Genomic DNA, 15,697 nt, shown 5'->3' with positions numbered 1-15,697 from the left:
CGGCGCTGCTCCGCGAGGGGGGACCGCCGAGGGGGACCGCCGGGGGGGACCGCCGTGGGGACGCCTCGGCGGAGCCGGATCCGCGAGGACTGGCCCGGGAAAAGGACATCGGCTTGCGCGCGGGGGGTGCCCCCAGGCTGGGAAATGGCGGGCTTGCGCGGGCTTTGCCGCACGGCCGGATCAACGCAAGGCTTCATAGATGCGGATGGCGAGCTCCTGGGAGATGCCGTCCACCGAAGCCAGGTCCTCGATGCTGGCGGAGGCCACGCCCGAGAACCCGCCGAACCGCGCCAGCAGACGCTGGCGGCGCCGCGCGCCCACGCCTTCGATCTCTTCCAGCCGCGACACGTTGCGCGCCTTGGCGCGCCGCGCCCGCATGCCGGTGATGGCGAAACGGTGGGCTTCGTCGCGCACCTGGGCAATGAGCATCAGCGCGGCCGATTCCTTGCCCAGCGCCACGGGCGGGCGGCCGTCGGCGAACACCAGGGTTTCCAGGCCCACCTTGCGCCCTTCCCCCTTGGCCACGCCCACCAGGGTCTGGATGTCCAGGCCCAGCTCGGCGAACACCTGGCGCGCCACTTCCACCTGACCCTTGCCGCCGTCGATCAGCACCAGGCCCGGCATGGGCGCGTCGCCGTCGGCCACCTTGGCGAAACGGCGCGTCAGCACCTGGCGCATGGCGGCGTAGTCGTCGCCGGGCGTGATGCCCGCGATGTTGTAGCGGCGATACAGCGAAGGCTGCATGTCGTGGTGCTCGTACACTACACAGGACGCCTGGGTCGCCTCGCCGGCCGTGTGGCTGATGTCGAAACATTCGATGCGCAGCGCGTCCAGCGCGGATTCGTCGGTGTCGAGGTCCAGCGTCTCGGCCAGCGCCAGGGTGCGCGCGCCGCGCGCCCCGGATTCCGGTGAGCACGCGCGCAGGGCCAGCTCCGCGTTCTTCTGCGCCTGCTCCAGCCATGGCGCGGCGCGCCGCCCTGGGGCCGGGTCAGCACCCGCGCGGAACGGCCGCCCGCCTGTTCGGCCAGCAGCTCGACCAGGGTGGGGTCGGGCAAGGCGTGGCTGCACACCAGCACCGGCGGCATGGCGTTGTCCGCGTAATGCTGCGCCACGAAGGCTTCCAGCACCTGCGGGGCCGCCTCGCCTTCGGCGTGCGACGGAAAGAACGGCTTGTCGCCCAGGTGCCTGCCCCCGCGCACCATGGCCAGGTTCACGCAGACCCTGCCGCCGGCGGCGGCCACGGCGACGATGTCCGTGTCTTCGCCGCTGGCGCTTTCCATGGTCTGCTGGTGCAGCACCCGCGCCAGCGACCCCATCTGGTCGCGCAGCGCGGCCGCTTCCTCGAAACGCAGCTCGCTGGACGCCTGGAGCATGCGGGCCTCGATCTCGCCCATGACCTCCTTGGCCTCGCCGTTCAGGAAACGCACCGCGCGCTGCACGTCGCGCGCGTAGTCTTCCCCGGCGATCGCGCCCACGCAGGGCGCGGAGCAGCGGCCGATCTGGTGCAGCAGGCAGGGACGCGAGCGGTTGGCGAAAACCGTGTCCTCGCAGGTGCGCAGACGGAAGACCTTCTGCAGGATCTGTATGGTTTCGCGCACCGCCCAGGCATTGGGAAACGGCCCGAAGAACTGCCCGCGCTTGCTGGTGGCGCCGCGGTAATAGGCGATGCGCGGCCAGGCGTGGCCGGTGATGTGCAGGTACGGGTACGACTTGTCGTCGCGGAACAGGATGTTGTAGCGCGGCTTGAGGCTCTTGATGAGGTTGTTCTCGAGGATCAGGGCCTCGGCCTCGGAGCGCGTGACGGTGACCTCCAGCCGCGCCACCTTCGCCACCATCTGGGCGATGCGCGGGCTGGCGAGGTTTTTCTGAAAGTACGACGAGACGCGCTTTTTCAGGTCGCGCGCCTTGCCGACGTACATGACCTCGCCTGCCGCGTCCAGGTGCCGGTACACGCCCGGCAAATGCGGCAGGTCAGCCAGAAACGATTTGAGATTGAAGTCGTCGGGCATGCTGGTAACGGCTTTCGGACTGCAGGGTGTCCCAGTCGGGCGCCTCGAAGCGCGGCATCAGGCGGCGGATGCGCTCGACCGAGGCGGCCGGGTGCTCCGTGTCCAGCCGGGCCAGCAGTTCGTCGGCCAGGTCGGGGCGGTTGCATACCAGTACCATATCGCAACCCGCGCCCAGCGCGGCCCGGGCCCGCGCCAGGATGTCCCCGGCCACCGAAGCGCCTTCCATGGTGAGGTCGTCGGAAAACACCACGCCGTCGTAGCCCAGCCGCTTGCGCAGGATGTCCTGCACCCAGCGCCGCGAGAACCCGGCGGGATGCTTGTCCACCTTGGGATAGATGACGTGGGCGGGCATGACCGAAGGCAGCACCGCGTCGCCCAGCCAGGCATACGGCGCGGCGTCTTCTTCGAGGATGCGCGCAAGCGGGCGCGGGTCCACCGGGATCTCGTGGTGCGAATCGGCCTGCACGAATCCGTGCCCCGGAAAATGCTTGCCGCAGGCGGCCATGCCGGCCAGGGCCAGGCCCTGGATCAGGGCGCGCGACAGCATGGCCACCACGCGCGGGTCGCGGTGGAAGGCGCGGTTGCCGATCACCTTGCTCACGCCGTAGTCCAGGTCGAGCACGGGCGTGAAACTCAGGTCCACGCCGCAGGCGCGCAGCTCGGCGCCAGCACGTAGCCGCCTCCGTGGCCTGGCGCATGGCGGCCAGCGGATCGCGGTCCCAGGCCTCGCCCAGCGCCCGCATGGGCGGCAGCGGCGTGAAGCCGTCTTCGCGGAATCGCTGCACGCGGCCGCCCTCGTGATCGACGGCGATCAGCAGCCTTTCCTTGCGCGCCTTGTGGATCTGGCGCGTGAGCTCGGCCAGCTGCCGGCGGTCGCTGAAATTGCGGGCAAAGAGGATCACGCCGCCGACCAGCGGATGGCGCAGGCGTTCTTTCTCTTCCCTGGTGAGGGTCAGGCCGGCCACGTCGACCATGACCGGTCCCGGAGGCAATACCGCCCTGGATTTTTTCTTGGCCATGCAAGGGTTTCCTATTGTGGATACTGATGCGCAGGCGGCGCGGCGCGCCTCAGCGCTTGCGCTCGACCACCACATACGCGGCGGCCATGTCGGATTCATCGGTAATGGAGACGTGGCAGGCGCCGTAACGGGCATCGTACCAGTCGCGCAGCTCGGCGCCGATCACCAGCACGGGCCGCCCGCCCGGCGCGTTCAGCGTCTGCACGCGGCGCCAGCTCATGGGCATGCGCATGCCCAGGCCGATGGCCTTGGAGAAGGCTTCCTTGGCCGCGAAACGGGTGGCCAGGAAGGCGCAGCCCGCCGCCGGGGTCGCGTGCCCGGCGGCATGGAATTTCTGCAGTTCTTCCGGGCCGAGGATCTTCTCGGCGAAGCGCTCGCCGTGCCGCGCGAGCGCGCGCTCCACCCGCTCGATGCGCAACAGGTCCATGCCGATGCCGGCGATGGCGGAAGCGGCCGGGCCGCCGGACGACGCGTCTGACATGGAGAAACCTCGGGATTGCGGCGCGGCCGGACGTTCAGCGGCCGCGCACGGCGGCCAGGCGCGCCTGCACCATGAGCGCCTTCATGTCGCGCACCGCCTTGTCCCAGCCGTCGAACACGGCGCGCGCCACGATGGCGTGGCCGATGTTGAGTTCGGAAATGCCTTCCAGCGCGGCCACCGGCTGCACGTTGCCGTAGTGCAGGCCGTGGCCGGCGTTGACGCGCAGACCGTGGCGCAGCCCCTCGGCCACGGCCTCGCGGATGCGCGCCAGCTCGGCGCGGGCGGCATCGCCCTCGGCTTCGGCATAGGCGCCGGTGTGCAGTTCGATGACCGGCGCGCCGGCCCTGGCCGCGGCCGCGATCTGCGCGGGGTCGGGGTCGATGAAGAGCGAGACGCGGATGCCGGCCTCGGCCAGCAGGCCCACGGCGTCGCTCACCGCTTCCAGCGCGCCCGCCACTTCCAGCCCGCCCTCGGTGGTGAGCTCGGTGCGTTTCTCGGGCACCAGACAGACGTCGTCGGGCTTGACCGCGCAGGCGATCTCGAGCATTTCCGGCGTGACGGCGCACTCGAGATTCATGCGCGTGCGCAGCCGCGGACGGATGGCGTAGACATCCTTGTCCTGGATGTGGCGGCGGTCTTCGCGCAGATGCAGGGTGATCAGGTCGGCCCCCGCCTCTTCGGCGCGCAGCGCGGCCAGCACCGGATCGGGATAGTCGGTATGGCGCTGCTGGCGCAGCGTCGCCACGTGATCGATATTGACACCAAGTTCTATCATTGCACTTTCGTATTTTCTTCCCAGCCGCCGCCCAGCGCCTTGTAGAGCTCGACGCGGTTGATCAGGGCCGCCAGCCCGGTCTGCACCAGCGAAAGCTGGGCATTGTAAAAGTCTACCTGCGCGGTCTGCACCTGCAGATAGCTGTCGATACCGTTGGTATAGCGCAGATTCGACAGTTCCAGCGTGCGCGCGGCCGAATCCTGCAGCGCGCGCTGCGCGTCGAGCTGCGCCCCGTATGTGGCCTCGCCCGCCAGCGCGTCCGACACTTCCTTGAACGCCTGCTGGATGGTCTGCTCATACTGCGCCACGGCGATATTGTCGCGCGCCTTGGCCAGGTTCAGGCCTTCGCGGATGCTGCCCCCGGCGAAGATGGGGGTGGTGATGGAAGGCGAGAAGCTCCAGTAGCCCTGTCCGCCGCTGAAGAGCTGTCCCAGCGATGGGCTGGCCACGCCCAGCAGGCCGGTCAGCGAAATCGTGGGGAAGAACGCCGCGCGCGCCGCGCCGATATTGGCCTTGGCGGCGCGCAGCTGGTTCTCGGCCGCCAGGATGTCGGGGCGCCGCTCCAGCAGGGCCGAAGGCAGGCCGGCCGGCACCGCGGCCAGCAGCTGGTCGCGCCCGAACGGCGCGGCCTGCGGCAGGTCGTCGGGCAGCGGAGTACCACCAGCAGCACCAGCGCATTGCCCTGGGTGCGGGCGCGGGCGAGCTGCGCCAGGTTGGACGAGGCCGTGTCCAGCAGCGACTTGGCCTGGTTCAGGTCCAGCTCGGACGCCACGCCGCCCTCGAAGCGGCGCTGCACCAGCTTGTACGATTCCTCGCGCGAGGCCAGCGTGCGGCGCGTCAGCTCGAGCTGCACGTCGGCCGCACGCAGGTTGAAGTACGACTGCGCCACCGCGCCCACCAGCGCGATGTGGGCGCTCTTCTGCGCCTGCTCGGTGGACAGGTATTGCTGATAGGCCGCCTCGGAGAGGCTGCGCAGGCGTCCGAACAGGTCGATCTCGAAGGTGGTCAGCCCGATGCCCGCCTGGTACGAGCTGCTGATGGAGCTGGAGTCGGGCCCGCCCACGCGCATGTCGGGCGGCAGATGCTGGCGCTGGCCCTGGATGCCGGCGCCGATGCTGGGCCATTGCTCGCCGCGCTGGATGCCGTACTGGGCGCGCGCCTCTTCCACGCGCTGCACGGCCACGCGCAGGTCGCGGTTGTTGACCAGCGCCAGTTCGATCAGGCGCTGCAGGCGCGGATCGCGGAAGAACTCGCGCCAGCCGATGTCGGCCGCGGGCACGCCGCCCAGCGGCGTCACCGCCGCGGCCGGCTGCGTGTCCAGCGTGGTGGAGTGGTCGTAGCCGCCATAGCGCACCTTGGGCTGGTCGGGGTAGCTGCCGCTCACGGGCGCCTCGGGCCGCTCGTAGTGCGGCGCCAGCGAGCACCCGGCAAGCGCCGAGGCCAGCAGCACGTGCACCGCGGTCTGTTTCAACTTCGGGGCGCTCATTCCTTGCCCTCCTGGCCACCTTGGGTTTGATCGGACGCCGGCTTGCCTTCCTGGCCGGCGCGCGCGGCCTTCTCAGCCTGCTCCGCCTCGAAGGCGCGCAACTCGGCGCCCAGCAGGCGGGGCCGGGTCTTGAACAGGCCCAGCACCACCACGAAGAAGGTCGGCACGAAAATCACGGCGAACGGGGTGGCGGCCAGCATGCCGCCCATCACGCCCAGGCCCACCGCGCGCTGGCTGGCGGCGGCCGGCGCCGGTGGCCAGGCCAGCGGCACCACGCCCAGAATGAAGGCGAGCGACGTCATGAGAATGGGCCGGAAGCGCAGGCGCGCGGCTTCCACCGCGGATTCGTACAGGCCCATGCCGCGCGCGTACTGGTCTTTGGCGAATTCCACGATCAGGATGGCGTTCTTGGCCGCCAGGCCGATCACGGTCACCATGCCCACCTGGAAGTACACGTCGTTGGACATGCCCAGCGCGCTGATCAGCGCCACCGCGCCCAGCATGCCCAGCGGCACCACCAGCATCACCGAGATGGGGATGGCCCAGCTCTCGTACAGCGCCGCCAGCACCAGGAACACCACCAGCAGCGACAGGCCCATCAGGATGGGCGCCTGGTTGCCCGCCTGGCGCTCCTGGTACGACAGGCCGGTCCATTCGTAGCCGAAGCCCTGCGGCAGCTGCGTCATCAGGCGCTCCATCTCGAGCATGGCCTCGCCCGTGGTGTAGCCCGGCGCCGCGTCGCCGCCGATGCGCATGGACTCGTAGCTGTTGTAGCGCACCACCTGCACCGGCCCCTGCTTCCACTCCGCCTTCACGAAGGTAGACAGCGGCACCATGCCGCCCTGCGCGTTGCGCGCATTGAGCTTGAGCACGTCGGAGAGCTGCATGCGGTACGGCGCGTCGGCCTGCACCCAGATGTTCTGCATGCGGCCCATGTTGGGGAACTTGCTCAGGTAGGCCGAGCCCACCGCCGTCGAGATGAGCGAAGCGGCTTCGTTAAAGTCCACGCCCAGCGCGGCGGCTTTCTCGCGGTCGATCTCCAGGCTGAGCTGCGCGCCCGGGCTCAGGCCGGTGATGCGCACCTGCGAGAGCACGGGGCTCTTCATGGCCGCGCCCATGAGCTGGGCGGTGGCCGCCGCCAGCGCCTCGGAGCCGGCCGCGCTGCGGTCCTGCAGGCGGAAGTCGAAGCCCGTGGCGTTGCCCAGCGAGGAGATGGCCGGCGGCACCAGGGTGAACACCTGGGCGTCATGGATGCCCATGAGCTGCTTCTGGAAAGCATTGAAGGCGATGGAGCCGGCGGAGTCCTCGCGCGACTTGCGTTCGCTGAAATCCTTGAGCGTGGTGAACGCGATGGCGGCGTTCAGGCCGTTGCCGTTGAAGCTGAAGCCCTGCACCGCGATCACGTTCTCCACGGCAGGCAGGCCCATGAAGTACTGTTCGACCTGCTCGATGACGTCCACCGTCCGGTTGGCGGTGGCGCCCGTGGGCAGCTCGATATTGCTCACCACGTAGCCCTGGTCTTCCTCGGGCAGGAAGGACGAGGGCAGGCGCAGATACAGCCAGCCCAGCAGCACGACCAGCAGCAGGAAGGCCAGCATCATGCGGCCGCCCTTGTGCAGGATGCGCGCCACCCAGTTCTGGTAGCCGTGCGTGGTGGCCTCGAACTTGCGGTTGAACCAGCCGAAGAAGCCTTTCTTCTCGTCGTGGTGCCCCTTGGGCACCGGCTTGAGAATGGTGGCGCACAGCGCCGGCGTGAAAGTGAGGGCCAGCAGCGCCGAGAAGAAAATGGACACGGCCATGGCCACGGAGAACTGCCGGTAGATCACCCCCACCGAGCCGCTCATGAACGCCAGCGGCAGGAACACCGTGACCAGCACCAGCGTGATGCCCACGATGGCGCCGCTGATCTGCGGCATGGCCTTCTTGGTGGCCTCCTTGGGCGGCAGGCCCTCGGTGGCCATGATGCGCTCGACGTTCTCCACCACCACGATGGCGTCGTCCACCAGGATGCCGATGGCCAGCACCATGGCGAACATGGTGAGCACGTTGATGGAAAAGCCCAGCGCCAGCATCACCGCGAACGCGCCCATCATGGCCACCGGCACCACCAGGGCCGGGATCAGCGTGTAGCGCACGTTCTGCAGGAACAGGTACATGACCAGGAACACCAGCACCATGGCCTCGACCAGCGTGTGCACCACCTGCTCGATGGACACCTTCACGTAGGGAGCGGTGTCGTAGGGAATCGAATACGTGATGTTGCCGGGAAAGTACTTGGACAGCTCTTCCATCTGCTGGCGCACGCCCTGGGCCGTGGCCAGTGCATTGGCGTCGGGCGACAGCACGATGGCGAAGGCCGCCGTGGGCTTGCCGTTCAGGCGGGCGCCGAACTGGTAGTTGTCGGCGCCGACCTCGATGCGCGCCACGTCGCGCAGCAGCACCCGCGAGCCGTCGGTGTTGGCCCGCAGCACGATACTGCCGAAGCCCTCCACGGTGCTGAGCTGGCCGTTGGCCACCACGGTGGCGGTGATGCGCTGCGAATCCGGGTTGGGCGGCGCGCCGATGCTGCCGCCCGAGATCAGCACGTTCTGGTTGCCGATGGCCTGGTTGACCTCGGCCATGCTGAGGTTGAAGCCCACCAGCTTGGCCGGGTCGACCCACACGCGCATGGCGCGCGGCGCCGCGAACAGTTGGAACTGGCCCACGCCCGGCACGCGCGACACCGGATTCTGGATGTTGCGCGTGATGTAGTCGGCCAGCGCGGTCTGGTCCAGCGAGCCGTCGGTGGACGACACCGCCACCACCATCAGGAAGCCCGTGCTGGTCTGCTCGTACTTCAGGCCCTGCTGCTGCACCGCCGTCGGCAGCTGGGCGATCACGTTGGAGACGCGGTTCTGCACGTCGACCTGGGCGAGGTCGGGATCGCGCCCCGGCTCGAACGTGGCCGTGATGGTGGACTGGCCGTAGGAATCACTGACGGATTCGTAGTACAGCAGGCCCTTGGCGCCGTTGAGCTTGTCCTCGATGATGCTGGTCACGGAGTCCGCCACTTCCTTGGCGGAGGCGCCGGGATAGGTGGCGGTGATGGTAATGGCCGGCGGCGCCACGTCCGGATACTGGGACACCGGCATGTTCGGAATGGCCAGGATGCCGGCCAACAGGATGAACAGGGCGACTACCCAGGCGAAGATCGGTCTGTCGATGAAAAATTGCGGCATGTGGGCTGACTCTGAAAGCGATGCTCACCAAAGAGGAACGCGGCGCCTCGCGCGCCGCGCGCCGCTTACGATTTCTGGCCTTCGGCCGGTTTCTCGGGCGCGGGCTGGCCGCCGGGCCCCTGGNCGCTGGCCCCGCCTCGGTGCGCGTGCACGACGTGGCGCGCGGCTGAGGCCGGGCGGCAAGCGCCCGCGCTTGCGTGACTATGCATACCGGCCTAAGCATCCGGCCAAATTGACTGTCGTTATATAGGTAGATATATTTCGAACCCGGTTACCGTTTTTTTCAATCCCCGAGGAGAAGCCCCCATGGCCCTGAAACCGCTAGTCGCCGTCGCGTTCGCGCTGGCCACCCTGAGCGCCAATGCCGGCGCGGCCGAATTGGTGGTGTCGGCCGCGGCCAGCCTCACCAACGCCTTCAAGGACGTGGTCCAGTCCTATGAGAAGGCGCACCCCGGCGCCAAGGTGGTGCTCAACTTCGGCGCTTCCGACGTATTGCTGCAGCAGATCGTCAAGGGCGCGCCGGCCGACGTCTACGCCTCGGCCGACCAGAAGGCCATGGACCGCGCCGTGCAGGAAAAGGCCGTGCGCCCGGATTCGCGCGTGGACTTCGCCGCCAACCAGATCGTGCTCATCGTGCCGGCCGACAGCACGCTGCCGATCGCGTCGCTGCAGGACCTGACCCGCGGCGAGGTCAAGCGCGTGGCCTACGGCAATCCGGCTTCGGTGCCGGTCGGGCGCTACACCCAGGGCGCGCTGCGGGCGGCCGGCCTGTGGGACGCCGTGCAGGCCAAGGGCGTGCCGGCACAGAACGTGCGGCAGAGCCTGGACTACGTGGCGCGCGGCGAGGTCGAGGCGGGCTTCGTGTTCGCCACCGACGCGGCCATCATGCCGGACAAGGTCAAGGTGGCCGTGCGCGTGCCGTCCCAGACGCCCGTGACCTATCCCATCGCCGTCACCGCGCGCGACGCCAATGCCGCGCAGGCCCAGGAGTTCGTGAACTACGTGCTCTCGCCGGCCGGGCAGGCAATCCTCGCGCGATACGGCTTCCAGAAGCCCTGAGATTTCCATGGACAACCCCGTCTGGGTGCCGCTGGCCCTGTCGCTGAAAGTGGCGGGCTGGGCCACGCTGCTCGCGGCCGTGGCGGGGACGGCGGCGGCGTATGCGATGTCGCGCTGGCGTTGGCCCGGGCGCGACCTGCTGGACGCGCTGCTCACGCCTGCCGCTGGTGCTGCCGCCCACCGTGCTGGGCTATTACCTGCTGGTGCTGCTCGGCCGGCGCGGCGTGCTGGGCGACGCGCTGCGCGCTGGGGCATCGAACTGGTCTTCACCTGGCAGGGAGCGGTGATTGCCGCCGCCGTGGTGGCGTTTCCGCTGGTGTTCAAGTCGGCCCGCGCGGCGTTCGAGAATGTGGACGCCCAGCTCGAAAACGCGGCCCGGGTGCTCGGCATCGGCGAGGCGGGGGTGTTTTTCCGGGTCACGCTGCCGCTGGCCTCCCGCGGCATTGCGGCCGGGGTGCTGCTGGGATTCGCGCGCGCCCTGGGCGAATTCGGCGCCACCCTCATGATCGCGGGCAACCTGCCCGGACGCACGCAGACCCTCTCGGTCGCCATCTACGAGGCCGTCCAGGCCGGCGACGATGCCACCGCCAACCTCCTCGTGCTCATTACTTCCATCACCTGCGTGGCCGTGCTGCTGGGCGCCGGACGCCTCCTGCCCCTGGCCGCGGGGGTCCGCAGCGGAGCGCAGAGATGAGCATCGAAATCCGCGTGCGCAAGCTGATGCTGTCCGGCGAGCGCCGTTTCGAGCTGGACGTGGCGTTCGAGGCCAGGGCGTCGCGCGTGGCGCTGTTCGGACCGTCTGGCGCGGGAAAGAGCCTGACGCTGCGCGCGGTGGCCGGGCTGCTGCGCCCCGACGCGGGCCGCATCGCTGTCGGGAACCGCGTGCTGTACGACTCGGCCGCGGGCATCTGCCTGCCGAGCCAGGCCCGCCGCGTGGCCTACCATGTTCCAGGACTATGCGCTGTTTCCCCACCTGACGGTGGCGCAGAACATCGCCTTCGGCCTGCGCCGGGGCTGGCGCAACCCGTCGCGCCGCAGGCCTGCCGCCCGAAGCGGCGCGCTGGGCAAGGGCGTTCGAGCTGGAGGCCATCCTGGGCAGCTATCCGGCCGAGATATCGGGCGGGCAGAAGCAGCGGGTCGCGCTGGCGCGCGCGCTGGCGCTCGAACCCGACATCCTGCTGCTGGACGAGCCGTTTTCGGCCCTGGACGCGCAATTGCGGGCGCGCATGCGCAAGGAGCTGGACGCTTTGCAGCGCCAGCTCGACGTACCGATGCTGCTCATCACCCACGACCCCGCGGACGTGAGCGCGCTGGCCGACGAGGTATTCGAGCTGCACGAGGGCAGGGCGCGGGGGCGTGGCCAACGGCGCGGATCGCGTAGCGGCCGCGCGGTTTCCGGGCGCGGCTCCGGCGGCAGAGCGGGCCGGGGCCGGCCCGCGCCGCGCCTGTTTCAGTCGAGCACGCCGAGTATCACGCTGGAGGCTTTGAAAATGGCCACGGCGGCCTCGCCGGTTTTCAGCCCGAGGTCGGCGGCGCTCTCGTTGGTGACGATGGCCGCCAGCGTGACGCCTCCGTCGAGCGCGATGAGGATTTCGCTGTTGACCGCGCCCGTGCGCACGTCGGCGATCGTGCCCGGCAGTTGATTGCGCGCCGACAGCCGCAGCCCGGGGCCCGGCGCGCCCACGATCACGGAAGAGGCCTTCACCAGCGCGATGGCCTCCTTGCCGGGCGCGAGCCCCTGCTCGCGGGTGCTTTCGCGGGTGATGGTGGCGGCGATGGTCTGGCCGCCCGCGATGCGCAGCCGGATTTCGTCGTTGACCGCGCCGGGCCGGATGTCGATCACGGTGCCCAGCAGCTTGTTGCGTGCACTGGTCTTGAGCATGAAACGCCTCATAAGGTCGATGTCGCCGCTGGCGTCCACGCCGGCGCGCGCCAGGTTGTCCATGAATTTGCGGTGCTCGGCCTCCAGGACGCGGAAGGTGGCGATGAGCGCGCGCGCGCGTCGGCGAGCTGCGTGCCGCCGCCGCCTTGCCGCCGGCCGCGCCGCAGCACCAGCGGTTCTCCGGCCAGGTTGTTCATGGCGTCGATGGCGTCCCAGGCGCCTTTATAGCTCATGCCCACGGCGCGCGCGGCGGCGGTGATGGAGCCCGTGGCGTCGATCTGCGCCAGCAGGTCGATGCGGCTCTTGCCGCCCCAGTTCTGGGATCCGGAGCGCAGCCAGATGGAGCCGTCGAGTTCCAGCGCCCGCACGGGCGGAATGGGGGTGGGTTTCACTTCAGGCATTGGCGGGGAAGCGGCGGGAAGACAGCGTGAGTGTAATGGAGGGCGAGGCCGTCGATGAGAATGAGAAATCATTGAAACTTTGCCCGCTTCGCGGCAATATGTCCTGGCCTCGCGACCCCGGAGTCACATGATGAATGCACTGAAGATGCTGGCGGCTGGTTCCCTTTCCTTCGTGCTGGGGGCCTGCGCCTCCGGGCCCACGGTGCGCAGCGACTACGACCACGCGGCCGATTTCGCGCGCTACCGCACGTTCGGGTTCATGTCGCCCCTGGGCACCGACAAGGCCGGCTACAGCACGCTGCTCACCGAGCGGTTGAAAAACGCCGCCCGCTCGCAGATGGAGATGCGCGGCTACGTGTACAGCGCGGCGAGCCCCGACCTGCTCGTCAATTTCAACGCCAAGCTGCGCCAGAAAACGGAAGTCTCGCCCGCGCCGCCGCCCATGGGCCCGTACTACGGCTACCGCGCCGGCTTTTATGGCGGCTGGCCCGGCTACGGCTGGGGCGACCAGGTCTACCAGTACACCGAGGGCACCCTGAACGTGGACATCGTCGACGCGCGCCGCCGCCAGCTCGTCTGGGAAGGCGTGGCGGAGGGCGAGGTGCGCGATCCTGCCGCGGCGGCCTCGGAGCAGAGCGTGGAGAAGGTCATGGCGCAGATCTACGCGCAATTCCCGTTCAGGGCCGGCGTGGCCGCGCCGCAGGTGCCCGATAAGACGCAACGCTGAAGCGGAGGGCCCCACATGACTGCGCGCGTCGCATCGCGTTCCGGCAAGAAGGGCGGCATGCCCGACTACGATACGGTGGCCCTCGTCCTGCAGGGCGGTGGCGCGCTCGGCGCCTACCAGGCCGGGGTCTACGAGGGCCTGCACGAGGCGGGCATCCGCCCCAACTGGATCTCCGGCATTTCCATCGGGTCGATCAACGCCGCCATCATCGCCGGTTCGCCCGAAGACGAGCGCGTGGCGCGGCTGCGCGGCTTCTGGGAAAGCATTTGCCGTCCCACCGGGTTCGCGTCCATCCCCTGGGGCGAGACGCTGGCCGGCATGTTCGAGGGCATTCCGTTCGGCTTCGGCTCGCCTGCCATGAACGGGCAGCTCTCGGCCTTCCAGGCGCTCCTTTCGGGCCAGCCCGGTTTCTTCAAGCCGCGCTTTCCGCCGCCGTACTGGCTGCGCGGGCGCGGCGCCGCCTCCACCAGTTTCTACGACACGTCGCCGCTGCGCGACACGCTGCGGCAGTACGTGGATTTCAAGCTGCTCAACAGCGGGGCGGTCCGGGTGAGCCTGGGCGCGGTGAATGTGCGCTCGGGCAACTTCGCGTATTTCGACACTTCGCGCCATGCGCTGGGGCCGGAGCACATCATGGCTTCCGGCGCGCTGCCGCCCGGATTTCCGTCGGTGGAGATCGACGGCGAGCACTACTGGGACGGCGGCCTGGTTTCCAATACGCCGCTGGCGCATCTGTTCTCCAGCGAAAGCCTGCGCGACACGCTGGCCTTCCAGGTCGATCTCTGGCCCGCGCGCGGGGGGCTGCCCACCACGCTGGAAGAGGTGGCCGAGCGCCAGAAGGACATCCAGTATTCCAGCCGCACGCGCCTGATCACCGACCAGTTGCGCAACGTGCTCAAGCTGCGCCACAGCCTGCAGCGCGTGCTGGAGAAGCTGCCGGCGGCCGAACGCAATGCGCGCGGCCTGGCCGACATCCGGGCGCTGGCGCACACGCCGGCCACCAACATCGTCAACCTCATCTACGAGTCCAAGCACCGCGAGCGCTATTCCAAGGACTACGAATTCGGCACCGAAGCCATGCGGGAGCACTGGGAATCCGGCCTGAGCGACATCCGCCTCACGCTGGCCAAGCCGGGCGTCCTGGACAAGCCCACCGAAGAAAGCTGCTTCATCGCCCACGACATCCACCGCAACGGCAAGCGGAGTTGAGCCCGTGGTTGCCTTCTCAACAAGTTCGCGCGGCCGCTGCAAGAACGCGGTTGTCTCAGTGATTTCCCCAATAACTGAGTTACATTAATGGGCTATTCAGGCGCGGGTCGTCGCGCCTGTCGCCGTGTCCCGGCCCCGGCCGGCACGAAGAAGAACAACGCAGTCTGACGTTGCGATCAAACGTTGCGACAGCGCCCCTGCGATCCGCGGCAGCGACGAACCGTCGCGGCGCGCGCCGCATGGGCATGGCGCGTCTCACTACGCGGGAGTTTTCGATGCGGGTAATGCCTAAACGTGTTTCGGGTCTGGCGGTATGCGGCGGCTTGCTGGCGCTCATGCTGGCAGGGTGCGGCGAGAAGCCGAAAATGAATCCCGGCATGCCGCAGGTAAGCGTCATCACGGTCGCGCCCAAGCGCGCGCCCATCGTCTCCGACCTGCCCGGCCGGGTCGACGCGGTGCGCGACGCGCAGATCCGCGCCCGCGTCACCGGCATCGTCCAGAAAATCGCCTTCGAGCAGGGCGGCGACGTCAAGGAGAACCAGCTCCTCTTCAAGATCGACCCCGCGCCGTACAAGGCCGCGTACGATCAGGCCACGGCCCAGCTCAAGCAGGCGCAGGCCAACCTGTACAGCGCCAAGGTGCTGGCCGACCGCTACGGGCCGCTGGTCAAGGCCAACGCCGTCAGCAAGCAGGAATACGACAACGCCGTGGCTTCGTACCGCCAGGCCGAGGCCGCCGTCGCCGCCGCCAAGGCCAACCAGGAAAACGCGTCCATCAACCTCGGCTATACCGACGTGGTTTCGCCCATCACGGGTCGCATCGGCAAGCCGCTGGTCACCGAGGGCGCGCTGGTCGAAGCCGCTTCGGCCACCCAGATGGCCACCGTGCAGCAGCTCGATCCCATCTACGTGGACTTCACCCAGTCCACCACCGACCTGGCCGAGCTGCGCCGCGCCTTCGCCAGCGGCAGGCTGCAGCAGGTGGGCAAGGACGCCGCGCGCGCCACGGTGGTGCTCGAAGACGGCTCCGAATACCCGCATCCGGGCAAGCTGCTCTTCACCGGCATTACCGTCGATCCCACCACCGGCCAGGTGAACCTGCGCGCCGAGGTGCCCAACCCCGACCAGATCCTGCTGCCAGGCATGTACGTGCGCGTGCGCCTGGAGCAGGGCGTGAACGACCAGGCCCTGCTGGTGCCCCAGCAGGCGCTGCAGCGCACGGCCGACGGCCGCCAGAGCCTCATGCTCGTGAAAGACAACAAGATCGAGCAGGTGCCCGTCACCACCGGCGGCGCCCTCGGGACCGAATGGATCGTCACCAGCGGGCTGAAGGCCGGCGACGTGGTCGTGGTCGAAGGGTTCCAGAAGATCCGCCCCGGCGCGCCGGTGCAGGCGAGCGAATGGAAGAAGGGCGGCCAGGCCGCGCCGCAGC

Annotated in this window: 7 protein-coding genes and 6 pseudogenes; 6 read left to right on the top strand and 7 right to left on the bottom strand. The window is 69.0% G+C overall.

What is annotated here, in order from left to right; all coding sequences use genetic code 11:
- Positions 1-180: 180 nt before the first annotated feature.
- From uvrC to AD428_RS05610, 6 genes and pseudogenes are all read right to left on the bottom strand, one after another.
- Positions 181-2,009, bottom strand: a pseudogene (uvrC, locus tag AD428_RS05635) (excinuclease ABC subunit UvrC).
- Positions 1,972-3,028 (bottom strand): annotated as a pseudogene (gene nagZ, locus AD428_RS05630) (beta-N-acetylhexosaminidase). Before nagZ ends, uvrC begins: the two co-directional pseudogenes overlap by 38 nt.
- Before the next feature lie 49 nt (positions 3,029-3,077).
- Positions 3,078-3,509, bottom strand: a complete 432-nt coding sequence (gene acpS, locus AD428_RS05625; RefSeq protein WP_053244491.1) for a holo-ACP synthase — start codon at positions 3,507-3,509, stop codon at positions 3,078-3,080.
- Positions 3,510-3,543: 34 nt separating this feature from the next.
- Entirely contained in the window at positions 3,544-4,284 is a 741-nt protein-coding gene (pdxJ, locus tag AD428_RS05620; RefSeq protein WP_053244490.1) for a pyridoxine 5'-phosphate synthase, read from the bottom strand.
- Positions 4,281-5,770 (bottom strand): annotated as a pseudogene (locus tag AD428_RS05615) (efflux transporter outer membrane subunit). The gene pdxJ and the pseudogene AD428_RS05615 overlap by 4 nt, the downstream one beginning before the upstream one ends.
- Positions 5,767-8,988: an efflux RND transporter permease subunit gene (locus tag AD428_RS05610; RefSeq protein ID WP_053244489.1), complete on the bottom strand. Its 3,222-nt coding sequence runs from the start codon at positions 8,986-8,988 to the stop codon at positions 5,767-5,769. Before AD428_RS05610 ends, AD428_RS05615 begins: the two are co-directional and overlap by 4 nt.
- Positions 8,989-9,294: 306 nt before the next feature.
- On the opposite strand from AD428_RS05610, the gene modA reads away from it, so the two are divergent.
- The 3 genes and pseudogenes from modA to AD428_RS24440 form a co-directional block, all read left to right on the top strand.
- Entirely contained in the window at positions 9,295-10,047 is a 753-nt protein-coding gene (gene modA, locus AD428_RS05605) for a molybdate ABC transporter substrate-binding protein (protein WP_053244488.1), read from the top strand.
- Positions 10,048-10,054: 7 nt separating this feature from the next.
- Positions 10,055-10,741, top strand: a pseudogene (gene modB, locus AD428_RS05600) (molybdate ABC transporter permease subunit).
- Positions 10,738-11,417: pseudogene (locus tag AD428_RS24440) on the top strand (ATP-binding cassette domain-containing protein); the annotation flags it as partial. The pseudogenes modB and AD428_RS24440, both read left to right, overlap by 4 nt.
- 80 nt (positions 11,418-11,497) lie before the next feature.
- On the opposite strand, the pseudogene AD428_RS27015 reads toward AD428_RS24440, so the two are convergent.
- Positions 11,498-12,330: pseudogene (locus AD428_RS27015) on the bottom strand (TOBE domain-containing protein).
- Between the two features lie 130 nt (positions 12,331-12,460).
- Here AD428_RS27015 and AD428_RS05590 point away from each other — a divergent pair.
- The 3 genes from AD428_RS05590 to AD428_RS05580 all read left to right on the top strand — a co-directional run.
- Complete coding sequence (locus AD428_RS05590; protein WP_082308281.1) at positions 12,461-13,057, top strand: DUF4136 domain-containing protein; 597 nt, start codon at positions 12,461-12,463, stop codon at positions 13,055-13,057.
- A 15-nt stretch (positions 13,058-13,072) separates the two neighbouring features.
- Complete coding sequence (locus tag AD428_RS05585) at positions 13,073-14,266, top strand: patatin-like phospholipase family protein (RefSeq protein WP_053244487.1); 1,194 nt, start codon at positions 13,073-13,075, stop codon at positions 14,264-14,266.
- Positions 14,267-14,541: 275 nt separating this feature from the next.
- Positions 14,542-15,697 (top strand): efflux RND transporter periplasmic adaptor subunit (locus AD428_RS05580; RefSeq protein ID WP_053244496.1); only part of this gene is annotated, 1,156 nt, incomplete at its 3' end.

It is taken from the genome of Achromobacter sp. DMS1 (assembly GCF_001270295.1).
The sequence above is the reverse complement of the archived record's forward strand: the minus strand, read 5'-3'. Positions and strand labels throughout refer to the sequence as shown.

Bases quoted from the DNA above. Each gene is read 5' to 3' on its own strand.
- acpS (WP_053244491.1), bottom strand. From the start codon at position 3,509: ATGTCAGACGCGTCGTCCGGCGGCCCGGCCGCTTCCGCCATCGCCGGC.
- pdxJ (WP_053244490.1), bottom strand. From the start codon at position 4,284: ATGATAGAACTTGGTGTCAATATCGATCACGTGGCGACGCTGCGCCAG.
- AD428_RS05610 (WP_053244489.1), bottom strand. From the start codon at position 8,988: ATGCCGCAATTTTTCATCGACAGACCGATCTTCGCCTGGGTAGTCGCC.
- modA (WP_053244488.1), top strand. From the start codon at position 9,295: ATGGCCCTGAAACCGCTAGTCGCCGTCGCGTTCGCGCTGGCCACCCTG.
- AD428_RS05590 (WP_082308281.1), top strand. From the start codon at position 12,461: ATGAATGCACTGAAGATGCTGGCGGCTGGTTCCCTTTCCTTCGTGCTG.
- AD428_RS05585 (WP_053244487.1), top strand. From the start codon at position 13,073: ATGACTGCGCGCGTCGCATCGCGTTCCGGCAAGAAGGGCGGCATGCCC.